Consider the following 26089-nt stretch of genomic DNA (forward strand, 5'->3'; position numbering starts at 1 on the left):
TCTCATTTTGATACAACATTTTAACTGTATATGTTCAAAACAGCTTGTTGTTGAATTCCAGTTTGTCAAAACATAACTTTAAATCAAATATAAAACTTTAATTTTGATAGTTGAGTTTTATATTTGCATTGTTTCAGACCTCTCAAACAATAATATTTATCCGAATTTATTGTTCAATAATTTTTTATATTCAAATTTTTATTTAATTTTTGAAAAAACCAGTACATATATAGCAATTATAATTTGAATAAAGAACACATCATTGCCGTGTCGCTGCGAGTATGTGTGTTCATCTGTGGTTAATTCTTTTATATACCTTAACCATGCTATAACCTTGCCATATAACGTTCTTGACTGTTACCTGTTCCTCATTCGTTCTCTAGAAAAGTAATTTCATGAATCAAATTAGATAGCTATTTAATAATTACTAAGTTTAAAATTACATAACTTAATAATGTTTAATTAACTAATATAAATCTTTTATAATCATATGTTTTTTTGAGTCAAAACTAAGTAAGCCTTGTGCTTGTAATTTGCCTATTAATCGTGTCACTGTTACTCTAGTACTGCAACAGGCACTAGCAATATCTTCATGAGTAAAGCGAACGCAGAGGCGAGTTCCCTCCGGCACAGTTTCACCTACTGTCTGTTTTAATAGTTCTAATAAATTATATAAGCGCTCTTGTACTCGTCGCCTTCCTGAAATGGCTAGAAAAGATTCTGTCTGTTGTAAACGCTGATTAATTTTTGGTAAAAGCACATGGCTCAACGTCGGGGAAGCTTCTATTTCAGTTACGTAAATTGACACTAACTCAACATCAGATAGGGCTGTTACTTGATAAATATTCAGAGAGGTCATACTAGAACCAAAAACCATTCCTGCTGTTGCCAACCCTATCAAAACTTCTTCCCCTGTTTCACAGAAAGTAGTTAGTTTTACCCAACCCTGAGAAACATACAAAATTTCTAGCGGATTAACGGAAATATTTTCTCCTTTGGAATGTTTCTGTACAGGACGAGCTTGGATAAGGTCACTGTCATTTTTGACTACAGCTAATTCTGCTCGTTGTCGTTCTGTAATATTATGCAGCACCCAGCGTAGAGATATTTCCTGACTATGCTGATTCCGGACAACTATTACTGTCAAAGCTGCTTGAAAAGATTCGCAATGACGTGGCTGCAAACGTACTACTAATTCTCTAACTCTGTGCGTCTCTAATTGAGATAGCCCGATGAGTTCGCTGCGAATATGCTGACGTTCTTCCATAGAAACAAAGTTAATCAATGCTTTACCTATCAGAAAAGGTTTTGAAACATTAAGTAACCTAGATGCTGCATGATTTGCTTCTTGGATTACGCCTTCTACATTAGTTATTAAATAGCTCTCTGGAGCCAATTCGAATAAATCCTGATAGCGCTGACGTTCTACTTCTAACAAATTTTGTGTTTGTATTAATTGGTGATGTTGTTGATACAATTCCTCCACTGCTAACTGGACTATCTTTGAGGTGCTATAGAGTTCTTTAAAAGCTTCTGGCAGCAAATCCGGTGGAATCCAAGGTAAGACAGTAGCAGTTTGGTATAAATCTTCTAAATGTTTGTGCAATGATTCTGCGCGTTGGACAAATTGTTCTATGTTCACTTTAAAATCCTGCAAATTGTTTAGAAATGTTGAATAAAAAAGTCAAGATATTCTTATTGAAATCGGTGAGGATAGTTACTGGAAGGTAAATTTTACTAATTCACTAACAGCAGTCTTAAATATAATATTAAGATACATTACAACACTTACAAAGCTGCTGAGTGAAAAAATAACTGAATTCTAAGCTAATATTTACTATCCAATTACACCCGATAACAGCGAAGTATTCTCATTTTTTAGCAACTACTTTCTACTACCATCCAGTAGTTCTTTCTTTGTGATCACATATACAAAATTATATAAACTTTAATTTTTTATTAAAATTAATCGCTTAATTAACTATGGGGTTTTTGACTTAGGGGCTTCCAATTAAAAAAATCTCTAAACAATTATCGTAGGGGAGGTAAAAAGCAGTGTGGATCTGCCTCCCGCTTTATTTTCGTAATTTTAACGTGACAGCGTAATACACTTATCGGCGCGACACAACTAAAATCGTGCAATAACTAAAGGCTCGTAGTTGGGCTTCAGCCCCAACAAGCATAAATCTAATGCACAAGTTTAGCTGTGCCACACCACTACTGAATAATTTATTTTTTGGAAGTCTCTTCGCTCTAGGTTTTTTAAAAAATATATCTAATAACTGATACTTTAAAAATAGATTACTTGTTAATCAATATCAATAAATATTGTGATGTTGTCTATATTAAATCTATATTAATTGAATTACTAAATAGCTTTTAATAAGGAAAAGTTTGTATACATACATACAGAAGAACTTAATAATTATTCGTCTCTTTAGTTAGAGGTAAGAACAAGTAGTACGCTGGTGTAATTGAAGAATACGTAACAGCTTATCAACACGCTAGTTATCAGGAGTGATGGGTAAGTTTTAAATACTATAAAGTCTCATCTCTCCTTTTTTCTTATTTACCTTTAGATGAATTTAATCTACATCTTAGATTATTTGATTTGTCAATATATCTTAGATGAGATTGTGTTATTTATTTTTTAAGTTGATTAAAAAAATATGGAGCCAAATGCTTCGACAAAGCATAGATAAGTGTTTACTGAGTTGGAAGACCAATCTGCAACCTTACTGCTGCAAACGATTGATTTTCAAATTAAACTTATTGACCTTTACGAGCAGGTAAATTTTGCAGCAAAGGATGAAGATTAAGCTTGTTTTCAATTATGAATTGTTTCAAATTTAAGATTTAAACTTCTGCTCCATTTGCAAATATTGAGGAACACCGACGAGTTCCTGGAAATCTTTAAATTTAACCAAATTTGGTAAGTCAGCCGTGGTTCCTTGTTCTTTTAAGTGATGGAAACAAGCAGCCATGACGTTTGTGACAGCTAGTAGGGCAGTCAGAGGAAAAAACGCAATTTTGAAACCTAATTGTTGTAACTCCGCCGTAGAAACTTCGGGAGTTTTGCCTCCTTCAACAATATTAGCTACCAGTGGCACATCCGGGAAAGCAGCTGCGATCGCTTTTAATTCTTCAACAGACTGAGGAGCTTCTACAAATAGTATATCTGCACCAGCCGCAATGTAAGCTCGACCACGAGCGATCGCTGATTCTAAGCCCAACGGCGCACGCACATCTGTGCGAGCAATGATTACCAAACCGCTATCACCCCGCGCTTCCACAGCTGCCTTGATTTTGCCAACGTGTTCCGCTTCGGGAATCACTCGCTTTCCTTCAAAGTGACCACACTTTTTTGGCCATTCTTGGTCTTCCAACAGCACACCAGCCACGCCCAACTGCACAGCTTCCTTAATCGTGCGGACAACATTTAAGGCGTTACCGTAACCTGTATCTAAATCAGCTATTAGGGGAATACTCACCGACTGAGCAATTCGTCCCACGCTGTAGAGCATTTCAGTAGCCGTCAGAAAGCCGTAGTCTGGTAAACCCAGTGTAGAAGCAGCAATACCAAAGCCACTAGTAGCCACTACATCAAAACCTTGTTGTTCAACCAGCTTGGCTCCTAGACAATCGTAGACACCAGGAATCACAATAATTTCAGGACGAGCAAGTAACTGTCGCAGTTTTTGGGAAGAAGACATAAAACAATAGATACGGAGAATGATCTAAAAATATCTCTCTTTTGAGAATACAGTAGCCTAGCACAGTTGTACGCCTCTACCTTAGTGGTTTAAAATTTTAGACAATAGAGAGTTCTGAGCTTTGTTTTTGGAGATAAAAGCTCGATGTTTCGAGTTCTCAACAGTAAGTGTTAAGTTTTGAAGACGACATTCCGAGTTAAAAGGTTGAAAGTTGGCATTTTAAAAGCGATCGCAAAAGTACTTATCCCACAAACTCGTCTCTAGTTATTTAAAAAATTATCCATTTTGCAAAATCAACAAAATCTCAACTGTTAGTTATTTGTGTGGTGTAGAGCAATAAATTTGTACGCGATCGCTACCCCTAAACATCAGACAATCGCCATTAGAGTTGCTAGTTCCCAAAGATTTTTTTTCCTGATTCTTAGTTGCAGCAAGAACTAAAACCTGGATTAACAGCGTTGTCCAAACAGCAAAACATACTATTGGTAAGATTTCTTTTATTATACTTTTGCGAGTAGTTTTTTTAACTGGCTTTGCTGTTAATGATTGACTACAAACTGTTTGTCGAGGCCAAAAATGGTCATTAAAGTTGTAGTAACTCATTTAAAAACTTTCTCCTAAATACATGAAAACAGGCAGACAAAGGCTTAAGGTAGGTTATTTTTACTACCTTCCTCTATTTCTTAAACAAGAAAATCTTTTCCATTTTGGTATAAAGTTTACCAACGGCTTCTAAAGACATTAAAGTAACTTTCTAGTTGTCTGTTTAGGTATAGTGGATTTTGTCTGTAGTCGTATACAGCTTTTTTGTGAAATATCCGGAAAACAAACAAGAATCAATTAAATCAAGTAACGTTGTATAAAATTAGGCACAATTTTACTTATGCGAACTTTTAAGAACGGCTTTTAGTCAAAATTTGTTTGCAAAAGGAAAAAAGCTACTTTATCGCAGCTTTTCGGTATTATGTGAGTGAACAAAGTAAAATCATACTTTAATTACTATTAACGCCCACCTCTAGAAAAATTAATTCAGGCAAAAGTCATAAATAGACCCATGACTTTAGTCACAAATTTAAATTAGCTAAATAATTCTAGAGTTAAGGTTAGATGCCAAAAGTGACTTTTTATAGGCGATCGCAAGAATTTTGGCTGTAAAGGTAAACGCTTTGCGAAAACTTTAACTCGTTAGCATACCACGATACAACAATGGTACGCATCCTCTGCGGTGATTACTTGCAGCAATTTGAACACCTCTCAAAAGATATCAAAGGTATTAGAGAAAAAAACTCTAGAATATTTAAAAGGCACTAGTATCTGCGTAAACCAGAAAAAACTATTAATGAGGTAATAATTTCAATGATTAAAGTCTCCAAATGGCAGTCTGGCTTTGCTTTACTAGTTGGATTGGGAATAATGATTAGTGCAGTTACCCATCTAGTGATAGCAGCACCAAAGCTAGCTCAATCTGAATTTACGGATATTCAAGGTAACTGGTCTGAGTCATGCATTACACAACTTGCCAGTCAAGGCATTATTAGTGGTTACCCAAATCGTACTTTTCGACCAAATTCCCCTGTGACTCGCGCCGAGTTTGCAGCAATGATAGGTAAGGCTTTTCCTAACGCGCCTAAGACTCGCAACTCAGTTGATTTTGTGGATGTATCCTCGAATTACTGGGCCTACTCTGCGATTAAAACAACTTCTGAAACAGCATTCCTCTCAGGTTACCCTGGTAAAGTTTTCAAACCTAGCCAAAATATTCCTCGCGCTCAAGTTTTGGTGGCTTTGGCTAGCGGCCTAAATTATTCTCCGAGTCAGTCTGCTATTACAACATTGAAAGCTAATTTTGCTGATGCAAGTAAAGTTCCTGACTATGCACAAAATGGAATAGCAGCAGCAACTGAAAAACGTCTTGTTGTTGATTATCCTGACGTTAAGTACCTCAATCCCAATAAGTTAGCCACTCGTGCTGAGGTATCAGCTTTCTTGTGTCAAGCTTTAGCTGGCTCTGGAAAAATTTCTAATGCTATCCCTGAGCAGTACATTGCAGGTAGTGGTAGCTTTACCCCTACATCTAGTGGCTCTACATCTAGTAACTCCACTTCTACATACTACGTAAGTAGCCAAGGGTCAGATAAAGGTAAAGGCACACAGTCTTCACCCTGGCGTACCCTGAACAAAGCTCTAGCCTCCGTTCCTGCTGATAAAGGATATACTATCCGAGTTGGAGCCGGGACTTTTGATTTAGGTGAGAAAGCAGTCTCAGTCCCATCAGGAGTAAAGCTTGTAGGTTCAGGAGTTAATTCGACCACCATCATGGGACAGGTTCAGCTAGCTAAAGTTAAAAACCTAACCGTAAGTGGGATTAAATTTGATGGCAAAAATCGTGCTTATGAAGTGGGTATGCGTATTCGAGATGCCAATAAATTAGAAATTCATGATTTGGCATTTAATAGCTACGCCAATTCAGCGCTGAATATGGAGAGGGTATCTAATGCTAACTTCTACAACATTAACGTTACAGATAGTACCTATAACAATCGCGTTCCAGGCAAAAGCACCAAGCAATCATCTGCTTTTGATTTTGGGAACCTGACAAATGTTGATTTCCATGACATAAATATTGACACCACCACACGTGGTGGACGAGCAATGGGAACTACCAGTGATGCTTGGGCAAAGGGGCCTGGCTCAAATCGCCCAGCTGGGGAGTTAAGGAATGTTAAATTTTATAACTTGGATATTAAGGTCGATAAGTGGAATGGTTGGGGTAGCGGCTATACTCCACAAATGGCTATAGAGCTTTGGAATCACAATTGTTACAACTGCGAAGTTTATAATTCTACCTTTAATAGTACGGTATCCTTAGCATCCCCTGAGAATAAGCTACCAACTAACATTCGTGTACATCATAATCTTTGGTATGGGCCCAAAAATCCCTTCTATGCTTGCGAAGTATCAAGCAACAATATTGAATTTGACCATAACTATATTCGCGGAGGCTCTTATCCTATTGCTTCGTTTGGGTATAAGTATCCGAACTTGAATGTCCATCACAACGTCTTTGAAAAAACAGGCGGCCCCATTTTAATTGGTAATTTCCGTAACCAAAAGGACAATTTCAAGTTTACTAACAACACTGTGTATATTAACAACTCCAAAGATCCAATCTTCCGTTTTCACAAAGGAGAGAGTAAGAACCAGAAGATTAGTAATAATATTTTCTATAATTTAGCTAAGACGCCTAACAATTCGCTGGGATTATCAGTTGGTGTACAAAATAACCTGTTTTTCAACGTTAAACCAGCAGGTTCTGGTGCAAAGCAATTTGATCCTAAATTCAAACTTTCAGGAACTTTGCCTTCACCATATTACGTACCTACTAACGGCAGTACAGCTAAACTCGGTGCTATCCAGACAAGTGATTCAACGTGGATAGTAGGAAATAAGACCAGCTGAGTGCTGATTTAGAAGTGAGGAGTACAGACGCGATTATACTCTTACGAGAGGCCGCTCTTCGAGCGTCTATGCGTCTGTACAGGAGTCAGGAAATATTAGCCTTCGCGTCTCCCCCATTTTTCTTGTTCCTTTCTCCTTTCTCTTAATTATCTGTGCCTACAGTTCTGGAGCGTGATTAACTAATGAGCATTTAAGTGCATAAAATCAGAGCTGTTCGCATTGGCGTAGTCTCTCATAGAGAAGCGTTCACGTAAGGTAGCTTTTACTAGAAGCAAATCAATCGGTAAAAATGAATGGCGATTAGTTTACTAATTGATGCTTTTATTTAGTAACGCCGATTTTGCTTTACGCATTCTCATCCAAAATTGTTCCTTCTGTATTAGCACCCTCTAAATTTGCTCCACTTAGATTTGCCTCGTGTAAGTCTGCTTTGGTGAGATTGGCTTGCGTTAGGTTGGCTACACTTAAGTCTGCTCCGCTTAAATCAGCGCCATCCAGATTTGCAGCTTGTAAGGTTGCTTGCTGCAACTCTGCTTCGCTCAAGTTTGCATCAATTAATTTAGCAACAGTCAAATCAGCCTGACTCAAATTCGCTCCATCTAGAGTTGCTCCATCCAAGATAGCTCCATCCAAGATAGCTCCACCTAAATTGCTACCACTTAGGTTGGCATTGCTCAAATCTGCCCCGTTCAAGTCAGCTTCAATTAAACTAGTTTGCATTAAATTAGCATTGCTAAGATTAGCTCCATCTAAGATAGCTCTATCTAAAGTTGCTCCCCTAAGATCGGCTCCGCTCAAGTTTGCCTCGCTCAAGTTAACAGCAGTAAAGTCTCTGATGCCTCTAGCATAGTTGTTCAGAAGTTCATCTGCTTTCATATCTGTTTTACCAGTATCTGTAGCTGTGCTAAGGAACATTCAGTTGAGCCAATATCGCCCACCCAGACAGGCAGGAAATTCGCAGCCCAAGTCACTAAAAATCAGCATGGTGACTCAATCAAGAGTGAATACTGAAATATCCCTGTTTAGGCTAGCTATTCAGAATTGCTTATGCCACTATCTAAAGTTACTACTAAATTCCATCCCTAAGAGATACCTTAGCGATTTTACTTAGTATATTTGTATCTTTCTGACTGTTTATTTTTAAACTACAAAGGCACAAAAAATTCTTCAACGAGACTTTTTAGTCTTTTTAGTCTATGTAATCGGTTGTAATTTTAGGAGCAGCAGTATTACTTGAAACGATTGGGCGATCGCCATCTATCTCAAGAATATCTTCAATCTCTAAGTCGCTTGGGTCAATCGGGCGCTGTCCATCTATATTGAGAGTCTCATTAAAGACAAGATTACTAGAGACAATGGGACGCTCGCCATCTATGTCTATTATTTCCTCAACCTCAGTATCATTTGAGGTAATTGGACGCTGACCATCAATGTTAAAGGTGTCTTTAACCTCAAAAGAACTTGGATCAACTGGACGCTGACCATCTATATTTATTGTTTTAATATTTTGTGGTGATTCTTGAGCAATTAAATTAGCTTCATTATTCAGATGTTTATTTGGCTGCAACTTATTTGCACTGTTATCAACTTTATCTTTCTGATTTTTACTCATTTTCCAACTCCTATAAATACAGAGCTATTAGCCTGTAAAGCTTTTGTTGAGCTTAGCAACATTACTGTTTGTTAAACTTGCTTTCCAAAATCCAGCTTGAATCAGGAAGAATAAAATCCCTGCTAATTTTTAAATTATGTAACTAAAATCTTACTCATGTTATACATTAAATTCTTCTATCTTTAGAAGCACTGATACAGAAAAATAGTAAGTCTTAAGAAAGTTATTAATAAGTACTCTAACTTCTATAAATTGGGGATTGTACCATGTCTAATCGATTAAATAATAGTTATACAATAATTGCCAGGCACATGAAATACACCCCACCCGCGCTGTCGCGCACCCTCCCCTTGGTAAGGTAAATAGAGGGTTGGGGAGGGGTTATTTTGTACCTTACTGGAGTTGAAAACACCATATTTACATTTGCAAGATGATTTTTTACGCCCATAACAGCATAAAAAAATAACTTCAGATAGACGTAAAATTGTAAAGCGATATTTACAGTCAAATCAGTATATCTGCAATTTTCTATGAATTCTGTACTTGACAAAGTTCATCACCGCAAAGAATTATTACGTGGTATTTTTGCCGTTGCTCTGATTATCGTCGGTATCACCCATTTTCTGAGACCAGAGCAATACGCTCGCATTGTACCGCCACCATTTCCGCCATTAACATCTGTTTATGTTAGCGGTTTCTTTGAAATTCTAGGTGGTATTGGCTTAACAATTCCATTTGTCAGTGTAGCAGCAGCATGGGGACTAATTTCCTTATTTATTGCTGTGTTTCCTGCCAATATTTATATGACTTTGCACAATATTCAAGTTGATGGAATTCCTCATAATCAATTACTTTATTTAATAAGATTACCATTTCAGGCAGTGTTGATTGCCTGGGCATATTGGTGTACTCGTCAACCAGAGACGCAACGAGGAGCATCAGAATTTATTAAACAGACAAAGTTGATTTCTAAAGATGTCTAAAGAGCTTGACGGGTAGCACAGGTGTGTTACCGAGCGTTTTATCTACCCACTTGATGGATATACTGCTATTGGCTTTGCCAATACCTGTTGAGCGATCGCTTTAAAGCTTTAAACTACTAATTTGTCATTCTTATCTATAAATAATTAAAATCAGAGAAACCAAAAAGTATATGATTTATTGAACCGACCATTAATGACTCCCTTAAAGAGAAACCAAACAAATTTTTATTTAAAAGCCCTACTAGTAGCTGTCCTGGTTGCATTACCGACGGCTGGCAATTCGCAAGTAGCTCACTTAAAAAATGTTGTAGATTATTTCCCAAAAGCTGAAGCTAAAGAGAACGAGAGTACCAATGCAACTTATGCAGATGTGCAAGCTTTGGTAAATATGGGTGCGCGAGTAGCTGGTACACCAGTTATGGAAAAGGCAAGTACCTATTTAATTAATCAGTACCGTAAAGTTGGTTACATTACCAAAGTTCAGACTTTTAAGTATGAAAAGTTTGCAGACTTAGGTTCAAACCTCACTATTAATGGTGCGATTATTGAAGGTCGGGCAATCAATGGCACAATTTCTAGCAAGCTGAATGCAGCACTAGTAGCAATTCCCAACTTTGGACGACCTAGCGACTTTGCGTCTGTGAATGTTAAAGGTGCGATCGCGATCGTTCGGCGTGGTGAAATCCGCTTTTCTGAAAAAGCTAAAAATGCCGCTGCGGCGGGGGCGGTTGGTTTAGTTATTGTCAACAATCAACCAGGGAATTTAAATGGCGGTACATTAGGCGAACCAGTGAAAATTCCTGTCCTCGCACTTTCAAGCGATCGCGGTAATTCCTTGCTTCAGCAGGCGCAAAATCCACCAGTCAATATCAGCTTAAATGTCAATGTTCAACAGCAGGTTATTACTGGACGTAATATTATTGCTCATTTACCAGGGGTAACTCAGCCAAAGCTTCTACTTGGTGGACACTACGACTCTGTGGTAGGTTCTCCAGGAGCAAACGATAATGCTTCTGGAACAGCAGTTGTGCTGTCGCTAGCTCGTAATTTAGCTAACACAACTCTTGCCCGTCAAACTTGGTTCGTTGCTTTCGATGGCGAGGAAGACGGCTTGCACGGCTCACGGGCTTTTGTGAATGCTGCTGCACCAGAGTTTCTCTCAGAATTGAAAGGAATGCTGAATTTCGACATGGTTGGTGTTAACAACCAGCTTCTTATTGGTGGTACATCATCGTTAATCGCATTCGCTAAAGCTGTTGACCCGGATGTAAAAATCTTTGGTTCTTCCTATGGTGGTAGCGACCATGCATCATTTGCTAACAAAGATGTGCCAATCCTTTTTTTCTACCGGGGACAGGAACCGAATTACCATACACCGAATGATAAAATAGTAGATACAAAAATGTTGAATGAAACTACGCAAGTAGGGCTGAGTATTGTCAGAGAGTTACTGAAATAGCCAAGTTAAATTTATAAATAATTATCTTGATTCATGCTGTGCTATGTGAAAAGCCATCTGCCAGAAATTATGTTCAAATTTTGCCACCATCAAAAAAGATTCTTCAGCTTGTTTTTGAATTTCCTCTTCTGCCGTTTCTAAAACATCATTAGCTTGCTGTTCCAAAAGTTTTACATACTTTGTAAAATCAATATTTCCCCATCTTTCTGCAAATTCATTGTAAGGTGCAGGCATTTTACCTGGTAGTTGCCAACCTTGATTATAGGCTAATTCAATAGCCCAAAATGCAGTTGCTTGCACAGGATAAGGCTTTTCTGCAAGACTCTGCATATATTCACAGTATTCTCTACAGGTTGGTTGTTTATTTATATTAAGATTCAGTTGTCGTTGGGTAGCTTTTTCTTGAAACCAATTGAGTTCGTCTTTAAGAGCTGCCAATCCCCCAAGTATCACATCAAAATGTTGTGGAGGTGCGCTGGCTAATACTCGCCCTACCATCCGCGTAAATTCTACAACAAACAGATAATCTTGCATTAACCATGTATTGAATTGCTGGAGTTGAATTATACCTAACTGACACTGTTCTAGGAAGGGATGCACAGTTGCTTCTTGCCAATCTTGAGCGTGATTTTGTAAAAGAAGTTTGCAGGTAATAGTCATTTTGGCTCAATAGGTGTTTCGGGGAGATGGTATGGAGAGGGGCAGACTGCTAAGCATCCACTTTTTGGGTGATCGGAATGCACAAGACCATTAATCGTGGGGTGACGAAAAGCAAGTTCCAACTTGTTTTTGCTCAGCCCCTAAGATGCTAACAGACAAACAGCAACTCACCGATGTTGTCTATTGTCAAGAGTAATTTAGATGCGTTTGCCCTGACCTTAATTTTGTGTTATGTCAAGTCCGACTAATTACTTAGAAATAAAATGTATGTTTGTAGTTGCGCTTGAGTGCAAGAAGATGTACGGCGCTCAAGCGCAACTACGAGCCTAATTATAAGTGTTTTACCAGACACGATATTACCCTCTTAAAGTGAAATGGTATTACCCACCCACAGTTTTAGTTTTATGCCAGTCTCAATTAAGAATCTTGCTGCACAAGTCATGTTAGCACTTGAGATATCTTTACTCTTTTTGTTGACACATTTGCACTAATATGATCTATACTACTTACTTAAAATTAGATACTCTCAAGAGAATAGATTAATCAGCAATTTGATTTCAATCTAGAAATTTTTAACAAATGTAAAGCTATGATTTCTCAAGATTACGATTCAATTTATGTTGTAAGTAACGTGCTACAACAAATCAAAATCAAAGAAAATCAGTTAAAAATTGCCCAACAATCTAATATGGCATATGTAGCTGAAGCATTAGAGAGTCAGTTGCTAGATTTACGGTGTCAGATATCAGAACCGCCAGACTTAGAGGTTCAAACATTAATGAGTTTGTTAGATGATTGAATTTCGTTGTTGAACACGTTGAGAACATAGAAAAATTTCTATTACCCAGTTGCAACTATACCAATCCTAAATCATTCGTGAGAAACAAGATCCCCGGTTTCGTTTAAGAAGCTGGGGATCTATGTCTTCAATCATCATCAGTAACAATGTATCTGACCTCCAAACAGGATAATTGAGAAAGTAAATCTCATCAGAAGCTTGTTTTTTATTTGACCATGTATTTCATAAGTATGATTAAAGTCTCTCTCATCGGCAAGATGGAATAGTTGAAGAACTTCATCACAGTAAAAGAGCGATGTTTTAAAAATAAGTTCTTGATTAAGAGGTCTAGAAATGGCAGCTACAAACGAAAAACGCAAAATTCGTTACGCCGTCGTGGGTTTAGGTTGGTTTGCTCAAGAAGCCGCCTTGCCTGCATTTGCCCCTGCGGAAAACTCTGAAGTAGTTGCGCTAGTTTCGGATGACCCTACTAAGCGAGAAGAACTTAGTAAACAATATGGCATTCAACGTACTTATTCCTATGAAGAGTACGAAGACTGTCTTACAAGCGGAGAGATTGATGCAGTTTATATTGCGCTGCCTAATCACCTACATTGCGAGTACACTGTGCGGGCAGCCAATCAGGCAATTCATGTGCTGTGTGAAAAGCCGATGGCCGTGACTGAACAAGAGTGCGAGACCATGATTAAAGCTGCCAATGACAACGGTGTAAAGTTGATGATTGCCTATCGCTTACACTTAGAGCCAGCAAACTTAGAAGCAGTCGAAATTTTGCGATCGCAGCAAATTGGTGAACCGCGAATTTTCAACTCAGTTTTTAGTCAGCAAGTAGAAGAAGGTAACATTCGTTTACGTAATGTTACAGGTGGTGGAACACTGTATGATATTGGCATCTATTGTATTAACGCTGTACGATACCTGTTTCAAGACGAACCAACCGAAGTTTTTGCCGTAGCAGCCAATAAAGGGGAACAACGCTTCAGCGAAGTCGAAGAAATGGCTACTGCTACCTTACGCTTTCCCAATGAGCGACTCGCGACATTTACCTGTAGCTTTGGAGGAGCAAAGGTTTCCACCTATCAAGTTGTAGGAACCAAAGGTGACTTGCGGGTAGAATCTGCCTATACCTGGCATGGAGATTTGAAGCACTACCTGACAATTGATGGTGAGACTCAAGAACGCACCTTTCCTGCGCACGACCAGCTAGCAGCTGAATTTACCTACTTCTCAGATTGCATCTTACAAGATAAAGATCCAGAGCCATCCGGGACAGAAGGATTAAGCGATGTTCGGATTATTCAAGCACTCTATCGCTCAATTGAGATAGGTCAACCTGTACGGATAGAAACTATTGATCGAGATACACGTCCGACATCGGATCAAGCTATTGAGCATCCTGCCACTGAGGAAAAACCAGAGCTAATTAATGCTGCTCCACCTTCTGGCAAGTCTTAGAAGATTATTCTAAAGCCGCTAAAAATACAGCAGATTTCAAGTTGATAAAGTACACAATATAGGTCTCATGTTACTGAGCGGCTTGCCTTGAGCGTACCCCTACGGGGAAGCAAGCTACGCCTCCGGTATCGTAGAGAAGCCGAAAGGAGTCGAAGTAAAGCCAGCGAGAAAGCTTGTTTTTCTTCCTAATTCTGACTTGTGAATTCTAAATGCGCTGTATATTAACCAGTAGCAAATCCCATAACTACGTCTTAAAAAGGGGAAAATTCAGGTTTAATTCCCCTTTTTAAGGTGTTGGATTTCGTCCTTTTTTCTCTATTCTTAAACCCCCATAAGTTAAATAAAGTCTAAGATTGGTTTCCCTGGTTTTGCTTTATTAAACTTACTGCCCGTTTGACCAGATACAGATTTTGCTTTTACCTTCACATAAGCTTGGTCAGGTAGCGGCACATAACCAACTTCATCAACCCATTTCCAAGAATTATCTATATAAAAACTCACAAAATCCCTTACTAAGGGTTTAGTATCTAATGACTTCTTACTAACGTAAATGAACAGAGGACGAGACAAAGGTGTATAAACGTTTCTCACGATATTATCTAGAGGAACAGGCTTCTCACAAGTACCGTTTGGACTTTTAACTCCAACTAAATTCAGCTTATTTTGGTTCTGCATATAGTAAGATATCCCAACGTATCCCAGAGCAGTTACATCACCAGCGATTCCTTGGACAAGAACATTTTGATTTTGGCTAGGAGTGTAATCAGTGCGGCTATTTTTAGCTTTTTTAGTGACAGCTTGTGTGAAATAATCAAATGTCCCAGTATCCGAAGCTGGAGCATAAAGTTTTAAACGCTGGTTAGGGAAACTTGGATTAACTTGGTTCCAGTTAGTTACTTTGTTGGTTGATTTACTATTCCAAATCTTATTAAGTTCTTCGATACTTAGACATTTGGCAAAATTATTTTTAGCATTGACAATAACTGCAATCCCATCTAAAGCGACAGGTAGCTCTACAAACTCAATGTTCTTCTTCTGACAGTTTGCAATTTCTTCATCTCTGAACGGACGCGAGGCATTAACGACATCAAGGCTACCAGCACAAAACTTACTAACACCCCCGCCAGTACCGCTGGAAGCAACACTAACCTGAGCAGTAGGTTTAAGTTTTTGATATTCTTCAGCAACAGCTTGAGCAATTGGAAAACCTACAGCTGCACCATCAACACTTACCTCGTTTTTCATCTCCTGCGCCCTGTCACAGGAAGTTATTCCCAAGGTACAAATTATTAGAGAGGTAAGTAAACTGTGATGCTTCAATTGATTGTAAATGTTCATAATCTAAAGATAGTAAAAAAGTGGCTTGATGTAAAATTTGCCAGCAAATGGCTATCTTGAGTTAAGCCATTACTGTGAAATAGAAACTGTTCATGCTTTGCTAGCAGACTGAATTTTGTCAAAAATGCCCCCATTCACAAAAAACTTCTTCTGAATAGCATCCCATCCTCCCAAATCTTCAACTGTAAACAGGGTTTGGAGTTGAGGATATTTTGATGCCACTTCTGCTGCTATGAAGGGTTGCACGGGACGGAATCCGAAATTAGCAAACTCTCGTTGGGCTTCTGGTGTATAAAGAAAATCGACAAACGCTTCAGCAATTTTTCTAGTACCGTGTTTAGCAACGTTTTTGTCAACAACGGTGACAGGGTTATCAATAGAAATGTTAGTGTCTGGTACTGAATAAGGGAGTTTTGGGCCATTTTGTTCAGCCAAAATTACCTCGTTCTCATAGGTTATTAAAACATCTCCCTGACCTTTCTGGAAAAATAGCTCAGTAGCCGCACGCGCACTTTCTGGTAGCACAGGAGCATTTTTATAGACTTTGGTGGTAAAGTCGATCGCTTGAGCTTCTTCACCGCCTTTTTGGCTGATAGAACCCCACAGACTTAAAAAATTCCAAATCGCACCGCCAGATGTTTTTGGGTTAGGTGTAACGATATTTAACCCATCTTTGGTTAAATCTGTCCAAGTCTTGATGCCTTTAGGATTACCAGCACGGGTAACAAGAACAACTACTGATCTGCTGACAATCCCACCCTTGGGAGCTTCTTTTTCCCATTTTGGTTGAATCAACCCTGCTTGCTGAATTCTATAGGTATCAAGGGCAAGTGACAGGTGTACTACATCTGCTTCTTGCGAACCATCAATTACAGCACCAGCTTGGACACCAGAAGCTCCATAGCTCTGCTCGAAAGTAATATTTTGATTATGTTCTTGCTTCCACTTTTCTACAAATTTCGGAATAATGCGATCATAAGCTGCTTTCGTAACTGAGTAGGAAACAAGCTTTAACTTGACATCACGCTGGGAATTTGCACTGGTATCAGCATTGCTAAAAGAACAAGCAGCAAGTACCATGCTCAAGCCAACTCCGACCAAAAACAGACACAGGAAGTTGTAGAGAGAATGTTTTTTCCACAAACTTTCTATTGCTCGTTGGCAGCAGTGCTTAATAATAGATATAGCTTGCACAACATAGCTTTGAATTTGCCCAACCAGTAAAGTCACTGATTTTGTCGTATTCTGCCACTTCCGCATCAATATTCTCCAAATAATATCCGGTATCTTAATCGAGTTACCGTGAATTATGAGTATTATAAGGCGGATAATGAGTATATAGGTTTGTTATTTCGCCTCTAAAATTTTGGATGGTTTACATAACTGCTGATAGACACAAACCTTTATGAAGAGCCATAAATTAACGTGAGTTCGATAGCTCTATGATGTCTGCTTAATTAGCCCAATAAAAGACCTCTAAGAGATTTTACTACGCAAAACCGTCCCTCTCCGACTCGGAGAGAGACAGACTTGAACTTTAGTTCAAGGCAGGGAGAGGTTTGTCGAATTCAGGTTAAATTAGGAAATTACGAAACTAATGAAATCTAAAGCGATCGCCTAATCGTTATAGATTTTAAGAAATAGAAATGTTTCTTAGGATGAAGGATAATATTTAGTGAGGCTTTGATAATTTTCCCTAAACTGATATCTTCCACCTAGGCTTGGCGATTAGAAATCGCGGCTATACAAACGAAGTCCCTTCGGGTGACGCTCTCTGCGAGACGCTGCGCGTTAGCGGAGCTTTCGCTTTAGCGATACGCAAGCTCGCTCTAAGCGAAGCCATGCCGAAGGCTTTACGCTGACGCTAACGCCAGTCGCCTGCGGAGGGAAACCCTCCCGCAGCGCTGGTCTCACCGCCTGCGCGGACTGACGGAACATCAAGGGTTTGAAACCCACCAGGTGGGTTTTGCCTGTGTAGCCGCGACTTCCAGTCGCCTGGTGCAAGATATAAGTAAACCTTACATTTAGAGGATGTTTAAAAAGTATTGTTATTAACATCTAAGCTTCGGAAAGCTCTCCCCCAAGCTTTCCTTATAGGTAAAGAGACTTTGGGGAGAGCTTCTTACAGCATTACTAATTCAGTCAGGGTTTGACCTATTTTGGCGCAGCATTGGACTGCGGCGTACATTCTTTTATGGATCAGACTTTGGTATATTTATCGATTACTTTAGCTAAGTCTGGCACTGCTTCCTCTACGTGTTTCTTGGCTGAGCCGCGGAGTTTTTGATAAGTTCCTCGCACAATCGCCCGCGATACGTCCTTAAGCCTTGCGTCAGTAACGCTAAGTAGCGCGTCCGCTGTTTCAGAACGACTCGCAGCAAGATGACCAACTGGGTCGCCCTTCTGCTCACCCTCGCTCCAAATAGGATCAAGTGCTGTGAAGCACTGCGGCAGAATCTGCTCGACAACGTAGGGGATATATCCTGGCTTGACCCCTTTAAGAGCGGCGAAGGCAGTTTTCAGAGCGACGCCGCTTATGCCTGACTTTGAAGCAAGTTGTGCTTCTATCAAGCTACAGCAGTCATTTACGACCATAGTCTTTTTGTTTGAGTTCAAAAGTCCGTCGCGAAGTCCCATTTCAATCCTTTTTATTGTCAAATTAGTTTATTTCTATTCAACTAATTTTCGTCGCGAATGGAATCTTTAGCTCGTTATACAACTTAAAGATTTCACAAAGATATGTTACAAATACAGTTAAGTACTTGACTTTTTTTGAAAATTGCAGTCCAGCTTTTTGTAAAACGTCTATTTTAGCAACCAGAATTATGTATATTTTTTGAACTTTCTCAATAGCAAACAAAAAAGTCCCGTTACTACCAACAACGTTGAGGAGTCTGGTTCAGGAACAGACTGAGGATTGGGTACAGATGGGTAAGCGATCGCATTCCCCGAAATTGCCTTAAGTGATCCCAAAAACTGCTGAACATCAGTAGATATATCACCATCGTTAACACCAACGCCTTTAGAAAAAATAAGTCGATTAAGCGTTTGGATATCTGATGCTCCCAAGTTTCCTGTTAATCCTACGAAATCCTTACCTACTCTACCTATAAGGGAGTTAATTAGTACCTCAACATCTCCCTTAATCCCTGGTGGAATAGTTTTGTCACCAAGACCAATAACTGTGTTGTCACCATTTTCTAACCAGTTGCCATTACCAACCACTGTATTACCGCTGGTGAATACCCAGTTGCCATTACCAATTATTGTATTGTTAGTACCGAAGTCCCAGTTACCGTTTCCAATGGTTGCATTGTCAGTACCGAAGCCCCAGTTGCCGTTTCCAACAGTTGCGTTATCACCGCCAAAGTTCCAATTACCATTACCAAGGGTTTTGTTGTTACTTCCCTCATCCCAATACCAGTTACCATTACCAAGGGTTGTGTTGTCACTACCGAAGTGCCAATTGCCATTACCTATGGTTGCGTTGTTATTCTTATAGTTCCAGTTGCCATTACCAATGGTTGCACTATCATTACCAAAGTCTGAGTTGAAGTTGCCAATAGTTCCGTTGTTACTGCCAGAATTCCTATTGCCATTACCAATTGGTGCGTTGCTTTCATTAAAAGGCGGGTTACCAGCAGCATTGGATGTATTACTGTTAAAGGGTAAATTGCCGCCAAGAACTTCTTTTAAAGGGTCGAAAGGCGATTGTTGAAGTGGATTGTCGCCACCTGCAAATGGATTAGTTCCGCTACCTGTAAACGGGTTACTAGCACTGTTAGGAATAGAACTGCCACCACCTACAAATGGATTGCTACCACCTTTAGTAAACGGGTTGTTAGTACCATTAAAGTAATCGTCACCGAGAACCGACTTTAAGCGGTTGAAGATTATTTTCTCAAGTTTACTACTACCATTTCCTGCAAACGGGTTAAAACCACCACCTGGGAGAGGATTGCCATTGCTACCTAAAGATGTCTGATCACGCTCAATTAATTTTAGGTACGTTGATGGCGATCGCTGAGGCAGACTGCTATTGCCGCCAGTCAAGGCATTACCAGTAGTAGATGTGTTGCCACTATCATTAACGGAGTTTACAGCAGACGCTACCATCAGTAATAATCTCCTATTTTTAATTCAGGTTTGGAATTTCAAAACTCGACACATTACAGTGAGATTAAAAATTAATTAAATCAAATTAAGGTGTATTTTCTAATATTATTTTTTCGTTTTTTCTCTAAAAAACTAATTTTACTAAGTCAGATAATTTAAATTTTGTCTTAGCAACTTAAAAGTTGTTAATTTTATGATTTATACAATACTTACTAAGTGTTGTTATCTATACTTTACTAAAAAATTTACCTGAATAATATCTTAATTGCAATGACTAATCTTTTGATTGGCTTGTCAATTTTTTAGTTACTTTGGGCAATTATCCCAAAGCAGAGATTAATGAGATTATTTTGAGTCTATTGGGGACTTCCAGTAGGGGTGCAAGGCCTTGCGCCTCTACAAATGTACAAATAATTTTGTAATAATTTATTTTTTGGAAGTCCCTTGAGAGGAGAATAGTTTTATTGACATCATGCGATCGCCCTGCTGCTTGTCCTAAGCATTTATTAAAGCAGTATTGTCTTGTAAAAAATTTTACATTTTACTAAATAAAATAGTAAATATAAATACTTGCCCCATTCAAGAGTCAGTATATTAACAATGAAGGTTTTGATTTTTAAGTGATAGTGTAGTTCAAAAAACAACAGAGTAATTATTTGGCGATAGCTGAAATTATTCAAATTAAAACGCAGATTAATATAGATAGTTCATCTATATTAATCTGCGGATTTTGCTGTAATTCTAATGAGTGTTGCTACTAAGCGAATGGGTTACCGCTGCCACCTGTTGGGAATGGGCTACCGCTACCACCAATAGGGAATGGACTACCGTTGCCACCTGTTGGGAATGGGATACTGCCGCCATCAGTCGGGAATGGGCTACCGCCACCTGTAGATGGACTACCGCTGCCACCTGTAGGGAATGGGATACTGCCGCCATCAGTCGGGAATGGGCTACCACCACCTGTAGGTGGATTACCGCTGCCACCTGTAGGGAATGGACTACCACTGCCACCTGTAGGGAATGGACTACCACTGCCACCTGTAGGGAATGGACTACCACCGCCACCAGTTAAAGGGTCGCCGCCTTTGGTGGGATCTACACCGCCAGCGAAGATATTCCAGAAGTTTTCACCAGCGAAAGGATTGCCATCATAAGGTAAGTTATCTGGACTACTTCCAGTTGGAAATGGATTTTTACCACCTCCATCACCAAAAGCTTTGCCAAAAGCTGCTAGTATTTCATCTTGGTCTGCATTTGGAATCTCAAAGACAGGGCCAAAGGGTGAGTTTTTAAGCTGGTTAATTAACTCTTCGTTAGAAGGGGCGTTACTACTACCACTATTATTTGTATCTGCCATCAGAACTTGTCCTCCTATTTGTACGGTTAAAAACTTTGTTAGTGTTACAACATCAAGTAGCTACGAATTAACCGAGCTTATAACTTACTGTTGTACTCTTCTATTGCTGGAGCTAGCTATTAGCCTATGGAACTTAGGGAGTTCACTATTGATTGATTTATCTAAATATTGGATAAGTAAAGTTACGCTTCAACTTCTACTAACCTCATATATAGTAAACAAGATTTACTAATATTGAAATGAACAATATTTAGATTTATTGTCGATAATTTAGCTAACTGTTTTTAACTAATTTTGATAGACAAAACGAGAGATTAAAGAGTTAAAAACAAGCTCTAAATCCCTGGTGTTATTGTTTATTAGCACATGATATCTGTAAAATATTCAAGCGCTAATTCTTGCTCAATGCCGAGTTGCATTAAATAGGAAACGTAGGGCAGGTAATAGGAAGAAGCGATGAAAATATCTGCCCTATTTATATAACTAAACAGCAGTTGCCAATGCAGGTATAGACCAGCGTCCAACTACTTTGCCTATAATTGACATTTCTTGAGCCAAGCGGTCAAATTTATCAGGGGTCAGGGACTGAGGCCCATCAGATAAAGCCTTAGCTGGATTCGGGTGAACCTCGATCATTAAGGAGTCTGTACCAGCTGCGATCGCAGCCATTGCCATAGGTGCAACATACTCAGACTTACCAGTACCATGACTAGGATCAATCATGATTGGTAGATGTGTGAGCGATCGCAATACTGGAATCACCGACAAATCTAAGGTGTTGCGAGCATATTTGGCATCAAAAGTTCTAATTCCCCGCTCACAGAAAATCACATTTGGATTTCCCGATGCCAGGATATATTCAGCAGCCATCAACCACTCGTCAATAGTGGCGGACATTCCCCGCTTTAGTAACACAGGTTTATCTTGAGCGCCTACCTTTTTGAGCAAAGCGAAATTCTGCATATTCCTAGCACCGACTTGGATAATGTCAGCCACTCTTCCCACTGCTGCTAGGTCAGCAGTATCCATAATTTCTGTGATGATCCCCAAACCTGTAGCTTCACGCGCTGCTGCTAACAAATCTAAAGCACTCTCACCATGTCCTTGAAACGCATAAGGTGAGGTGCGAGGTTTGTAAGCTCCTCCACGCAGGAACTTTGCTCCTGCGGCTTTCACGCGCTTGGCAGTTTCCACAATCATCTCTTCATTTTCAACGGAACAAGGGCCAGCTACCACCACTATAGGATGATGCTCTCCGAAGTAAACGCGACCGTTAGGCGTGGGTACAACAACCTCGCTAGCTTCCCCATGTCGGAATTCTCGGCTAACCCGTTTGAAAGGTTTTTCTACTCGCAATACTTGCTCAATCCAAGGGCTGAACTCCTGGACTTGCATCCGATCAATGGCAGTAGTATCGCCAATTAACCCTAAGATAACTTTATGTTCACCGACACTTTTTTCTACTGTGACTCCCCAAGTGTCTTTCAAACCTTCGCTGATCCGATTAATTTCGTCAGTAGGTGTACCAGTTTTAAGTACTACAATCATCTTCGTTTTCCTTTTGTATACTGGCTGGGTGTAATTAAGTAGAGGCGCACAGATGTGCGTTCCTACCGTGTGTTGTTAATAGAAGTTGGCTATTAATGCAAAAATTGGGCAAGTTGTTCTAGTTTTGTCCAAGCAGCACCGCTTTGCAGAACTTGTTTTGCAAGGACAATTCCTTTGATACAACCGGATATAATATCGGTTTCCCGATCAATGGCCTCACCGACTTGCAGTGCTAGCGCTGTATTTAAAGCAACTACATCCTGCTGCGCCTGAGTGCCTTTACCTTGCAGAACTGCTTTGAGGATTTCTGCATTTTCTTGGATATCTCCGCCTCGTAGTGCCTCTGTTGGTGCAGGACTCAAACCGAGTTCTTGAGGATTGAGTGTGAGAGAACGTACTTTTTTTTCTTGGAGTACAGCTAAATAAGTGATGTCAGCCAAACCAGCTTCATCTAACCTTTCTCTTGCATGGAGTGCGATCGCTTGCCGACATCCTAATTGTGATAAAGCTTCAGCGATCGGCTCTAGTAAAAGAGGGTCATTCACACCAATAATCTGTCCTGTGGGTCGCATCGGATTTACTAGAGGCCCCAACAGGTTAAAAATAGTACGTACTTTCAACGTTTTTCGCAAAGCAGCTACTGCTTTTAGTGCTGGATGCCAGCCTGGGGCAAACAAAAAGGTTATTCCAATCTCGCCAACTGCTGCTTGAACTTTCTCAGGACTGGCGTTGAGATTTATTCCCAAAGCTTCTAATACATCAGCTGAACCAGCCTTGCTAGATGCTGAACGATTGCCATGCTTGGCAACTTTTACCCCTGCGGCGGCAGCAACAAAAGCGACAGCAGTAGAGATATTGAAGGTTGAAGCCCCATCTCCTCCAGTTCCGCAAGTGTCGATTAAGGGGATTGGCGACTGGGTACTGGGTACTGGGGATTGGGCAAAAGTTTTCCCAATCCCTAATCCCGAATCACCAGTCCCCAGCCCTTGGGATTGCAAGACACTGGCCATACCAACCAATTCTTCTGCACATACGCCTTTGGCTTGAAGCGCCGTTAAAATTGCCCCCGATAGTACCGGAGGAATGGCATCTGTGAGCCAACCTTCCATCAGAGCCTGAGATTGAGAAACACTTAGCGATCGCCGATCAAGCAACTGTTGTAATAAACTTGGCCAGTCGTATGAGTCAGGAGTAACGAGTATATTGTCAAGTAAAGCTTGAGTTACGGCTGTCATATTGGTGATTTGTCATTGGTCATTAGCGAAGAACAAACAGAGAAGTCTGAGCGCCGGCTTGCGACGCTCAGAACTTTGGGGACTAATGATTAAGGACTTTTGCTACAGTTTGCACATCCTTGTCGCCTCTGCCGGAGCAATTGATCACAATGCGGGGGCTGCCATCTAGCTGAGGACACAAAGTTTCTAAATAGGCGATCGCATGAGCAGTTTCTAAGGCTGGAATAATTCCTTCTAATTGGGAAAGCCTTTGAAATGCTTCTAGTGCCTGCTTATCAGTGACACTGTAATACTCGGCGCGACCAAGATCCTTTAAATAACTATGCTCAGGGCCAACGCCAGGATAGTCTAGTCCGGCACTAATTGAGTGTGCTTCGATTACTTGCCCATCATCATCTTGAAGTAAATAACTCATCGCGCCGTGCAGAACTCCAACTTGTCCTCGTGTTAGAGTTGCTGCGTGTTTTTCTGTATCTACACCTTCACCTGCCGCTTCCACACCAATCAAGCGCACAGAAGGTTCATTGACAAAATCATGGAACAATCCGATCGCATTGGAACCTCCACCCACACAAGCCAGAAGAATATCTGGGAGTTCTCCCCACTTTTCTTGAGATTGAGAGCGAGTTTCTTGACCGATTATTGTATGAAAGTCACGCACCAGCATCGGGTAAGGGTGAGGGCCAGCAACAGAACCCAGAATGTAATGGGTCGTTTCTACATTTGTCACCCAATCTCGAATTGCTTCAGAAGTTGCATCCTTGAGAGTTCCAGTACCTGCTTCCACAGGGCTAACTTCTGCGCCCATCAGCTTCATCCGAAACACGTTTAGGGCTTGCCGTTCCATATCGTGGATGCCCATGTAAATCACACATTTCAACCCAAAACGCGCACATACGGTTGCAGTTGCTACACCATGCTGACCTGCACCTGTCTCTGCAATAATTCGTTGCTTGCCCATACGTTTGGCTAACAACACCTGAGCCAAAGCATTATTGATTTTGTGAGCGCCAGTATGATTTAAATCTTCACGCTTTAAGTAAATTTGCGGACCTGTGCCATCTGGTTTAGCATAGTGTGCTGTGAGACGTTCAGCAAAATATAACGGGCTGGGTCTGCCTACATAATCCCGGAGTAAACCTTGCAACTCAGCTTGAAAGCTGGGATCATTGCGATATTGATAAAAAGCCGTTTCTAATTCACTTAATGCAGGCATTAAGGTTTCTGGCACGTACTTACCACCGAATTTGCCAAACCTGCCTAAAGAATCAGGCCGCGCAGTTGCAGACGAAATTGCAGTGTCAATGTCTTGTATGCTTACCACTTGTTAAAATCCTTTGATGTTTAAAGTCTTTATCGAACAGCAGAAGGGAGATTGGGGGTAGAGACGCGATGAATCGCGTCTGTGTAGGGGGTGAGGGAGTGGGGAAGAAATAACTAACGAAGAATGCCCAATGCCCTAAGTTGAAATTTATTTCACCCCTTGAAGGGATGCACTTTCTCGCCGACTTTCTGTAATTGCTGCTTTAAGTTCTTGGCAAAGTTTTTCTACAGCTTGCAGTCCTTGAGTTGGGCTACCTTCAGCTAAACGCTTGACAAAGGCACTACCAACTATTACTGCATCTGCACCCCATTCAACTATTTGATGCGCTTGTTCTGGGCCTGAAATGCCAAAGCCGACGCCAATGGGTTTATCAGTGATGGTTCGCAAATCCGTTAGGATATGCTTCACACGGTCTTGAATCTGAGAGCGTACACCTGTAACACCAGTTACACTCACAAGGTAGATAAATCCTTGAGATTGACGGGCGATCGCTTCTATCCTATCTTTGGAACTGGTAGGCGCTACGAGTAAAATTACCTCAATTCCGAAATTAGCAGCAGTTTCTATTAATTCTTCTGACTCTTCTAGTGGTAAATCTGGTACAACCAAGCCTCGCACCCCAACATTAGCAATATCCGCTAAAAACGACTTAATACCCCGGTGCAAAATTGGATTGTAATAAGTAAATAGAATTATTGGTGCTTTCAAGCTAGGACTCACGGCTTGCAACATCTCTAGCACTTGCTCTAATTTTGTACCTTTTTGCAAAGCGCGAGTTGCTGCTGCTTGAATCACAGGCCCATCTGCTAAGGGGTCAGAGTAAGGAACACCTAACTCTATAAAGTCAGCACCATTGCGATCTAAGATGCGTAAAGCCTCAGCAGTTGTTTCCAAGTCAGGGTCGCCAGCGGTAATAAAAGGAATCAACGCCGACTGTTTGCGATTACGTAAAGTTTGAAAGTACTCAGATATAGAAGTCATCTTAATAATTCACCTAAAAGGGACTGGGGACTGGGGACTAGGGATTG

The 26089-nt window shown here is 40.2% G+C and carries 20 protein-coding genes; 5 read left to right on the forward strand and 15 right to left on the reverse strand.

Annotated elements, in window-relative coordinates; genetic code table 11:
- Positions 1-466: 466 nt before the first annotated feature.
- The 3 genes from WKK05_RS05885 to WKK05_RS05895 all read right to left on the reverse strand — a co-directional run bounded on the left by WKK05_RS05885 (position 467) and on the right by WKK05_RS05895 (position 4316).
- On the reverse strand, positions 467-1642 hold the full coding sequence (locus WKK05_RS05885) for a helix-turn-helix domain-containing protein (protein WP_341528836.1): 1176 nt from the start codon (positions 1640-1642) through the stop codon (positions 467-469).
- A gap of 1207 nt (positions 1643-2849) precedes the next feature.
- A complete protein-coding gene (locus WKK05_RS05890; RefSeq protein ID WP_341528837.1) occupies positions 2850-3713 on the reverse strand; it encodes an oxaloacetate decarboxylase in 864 nt (287 codons plus the stop codon).
- A 315-nt stretch (positions 3714-4028) separates the two neighbouring features.
- Positions 4029-4316, reverse strand: a complete 288-nt coding sequence (locus tag WKK05_RS05895) for a hypothetical protein (protein WP_341528838.1) — start codon at positions 4314-4316, stop codon at positions 4029-4031.
- A 753-nt stretch (positions 4317-5069) separates the two neighbouring features.
- Between WKK05_RS05895 and WKK05_RS05900 the strand changes: the two genes are divergently transcribed.
- Positions 5070-7172 carry an S-layer homology domain-containing protein gene (locus WKK05_RS05900; RefSeq protein ID WP_341528839.1) on the forward strand — a complete coding sequence of 701 codons (2103 nt, stop codon included), beginning with the start codon at positions 5070-5072 and terminating at the stop codon, positions 7170-7172.
- Positions 7173-7517: 345 nt separating this feature from the next.
- Here the strand turns inward: WKK05_RS05900 and WKK05_RS05905 are convergent, their stop codons facing one another.
- Together WKK05_RS05905 and WKK05_RS05910 are read right to left on the reverse strand one after the other, a co-directional pair.
- The gene (locus WKK05_RS05905) at positions 7518-8087 is read right to left on the reverse strand and encodes a pentapeptide repeat-containing protein (protein WP_341528840.1); all 570 of its coding nucleotides are present in this window, start codon (positions 8085-8087) and stop codon (positions 7518-7520) included.
- 274 nt (positions 8088-8361) lie between these two features.
- Positions 8362-8784 carry a hypothetical protein gene (locus tag WKK05_RS05910; protein WP_341528841.1) on the reverse strand — a complete coding sequence of 141 codons (423 nt, stop codon included), beginning with the start codon at positions 8782-8784 and terminating at the stop codon, positions 8362-8364.
- Between the two features lie 530 nt (positions 8785-9314).
- On the opposite strand from WKK05_RS05910, the gene WKK05_RS05915 reads away from it, so the two are divergent.
- Together WKK05_RS05915 and WKK05_RS05920 are read left to right on the forward strand one after the other, a co-directional pair.
- A complete protein-coding gene (locus WKK05_RS05915; protein ID WP_341528842.1) occupies positions 9315-9767 on the forward strand; it encodes a DoxX family protein in 453 nt (150 codons plus the stop codon).
- A gap of 193 nt (positions 9768-9960) precedes the next feature.
- Positions 9961-11226, forward strand: coding sequence for a M28 family peptidase (locus tag WKK05_RS05920; protein WP_341528843.1), 1266 nt, complete (start codon positions 9961-9963; stop codon positions 11224-11226).
- A gap of 21 nt (positions 11227-11247) precedes the next feature.
- Here WKK05_RS05920 and WKK05_RS05925 read toward each other — a convergent pair whose 3' ends face one another.
- On the reverse strand, positions 11248-11886 hold the full coding sequence (locus tag WKK05_RS05925; RefSeq protein WP_341528844.1) for a TenA family transcriptional regulator: 639 nt from the start codon (positions 11884-11886) through the stop codon (positions 11248-11250).
- Positions 11887-12475: 589 nt separating this feature from the next.
- Here WKK05_RS05925 and WKK05_RS05930 point away from each other — a divergent pair.
- Entirely contained in the window at positions 12476-12685 is a 210-nt protein-coding gene (locus tag WKK05_RS05930) for a hypothetical protein (RefSeq protein ID WP_341528845.1), read from the forward strand.
- 333 nt (positions 12686-13018) lie between these two features.
- Positions 13019-14140 (forward strand): Gfo/Idh/MocA family oxidoreductase, encoded by a 1122-nt coding sequence (locus tag WKK05_RS05935; protein ID WP_341528846.1) that lies wholly within the window; start codon positions 13019-13021, stop codon positions 14138-14140.
- 336 nt (positions 14141-14476) lie between these two features.
- Here the strand turns inward: WKK05_RS05935 and WKK05_RS05940 are convergent, their stop codons facing one another.
- The 9 genes from WKK05_RS05940 to trpA all read right to left on the reverse strand — a co-directional run bounded on the left by WKK05_RS05940 (position 14477) and on the right by trpA (position 26042).
- Positions 14477-15478 carry a PstS family phosphate ABC transporter substrate-binding protein gene (locus tag WKK05_RS05940; protein WP_341528847.1) on the reverse strand — a complete coding sequence of 334 codons (1002 nt, stop codon included), beginning with the start codon at positions 15476-15478 and terminating at the stop codon, positions 14477-14479.
- Positions 15479-15568: 90 nt separating this feature from the next.
- Positions 15569-16738 (reverse strand): sulfate ABC transporter substrate-binding protein, encoded by a 1170-nt coding sequence (locus tag WKK05_RS05945; protein ID WP_341528848.1) that lies wholly within the window; start codon positions 16736-16738, stop codon positions 15569-15571.
- A 939-nt stretch (positions 16739-17677) separates the two neighbouring features.
- A complete protein-coding gene (locus tag WKK05_RS05950) occupies positions 17678-18115 on the reverse strand; it encodes a hypothetical protein (RefSeq protein WP_341528849.1) in 438 nt (145 codons plus the stop codon).
- 186 nt (positions 18116-18301) lie between these two features.
- The gene (locus tag WKK05_RS05955) at positions 18302-19594 is read right to left on the reverse strand and encodes a hypothetical protein (RefSeq protein ID WP_341528850.1); all 1293 of its coding nucleotides are present in this window, start codon (positions 19592-19594) and stop codon (positions 18302-18304) included.
- A 757-nt stretch (positions 19595-20351) separates the two neighbouring features.
- Positions 20352-20954: a hypothetical protein gene (locus WKK05_RS05960; RefSeq protein ID WP_341528851.1), complete on the reverse strand. Its 603-nt coding sequence runs from the start codon at positions 20952-20954 to the stop codon at positions 20352-20354.
- Between the two features lie 483 nt (positions 20955-21437).
- Positions 21438-22502 (reverse strand): 3-deoxy-7-phosphoheptulonate synthase, encoded by a 1065-nt coding sequence (aroF, locus tag WKK05_RS05965; protein ID WP_341528852.1) that lies wholly within the window; start codon positions 22500-22502, stop codon positions 21438-21440.
- 92 nt (positions 22503-22594) lie between these two features.
- Complete coding sequence (gene trpD, locus WKK05_RS05970; protein ID WP_341528853.1) at positions 22595-23737, reverse strand: anthranilate phosphoribosyltransferase; 1143 nt, start codon at positions 23735-23737, stop codon at positions 22595-22597.
- Positions 23738-23819: 82 nt separating this feature from the next.
- Complete coding sequence (trpB, locus tag WKK05_RS05975) at positions 23820-25052, reverse strand: tryptophan synthase subunit beta (protein WP_341531032.1); 1233 nt, start codon at positions 25050-25052, stop codon at positions 23820-23822.
- A gap of 156 nt (positions 25053-25208) precedes the next feature.
- Positions 25209-26042, reverse strand: a complete 834-nt coding sequence (trpA, locus tag WKK05_RS05980) for a tryptophan synthase subunit alpha (protein ID WP_341528854.1) — start codon at positions 26040-26042, stop codon at positions 25209-25211.
- Between the last annotated feature and the right edge of the window lie 47 nt (positions 26043-26089).

Origin of the sequence: Nostoc sp. UHCC 0302, assembly GCF_038096175.1 — a bacterium.
Taxonomy (GTDB): Bacteria; Cyanobacteriota; Cyanobacteriia; order Cyanobacteriales; family Nostocaceae; genus UHCC-0302.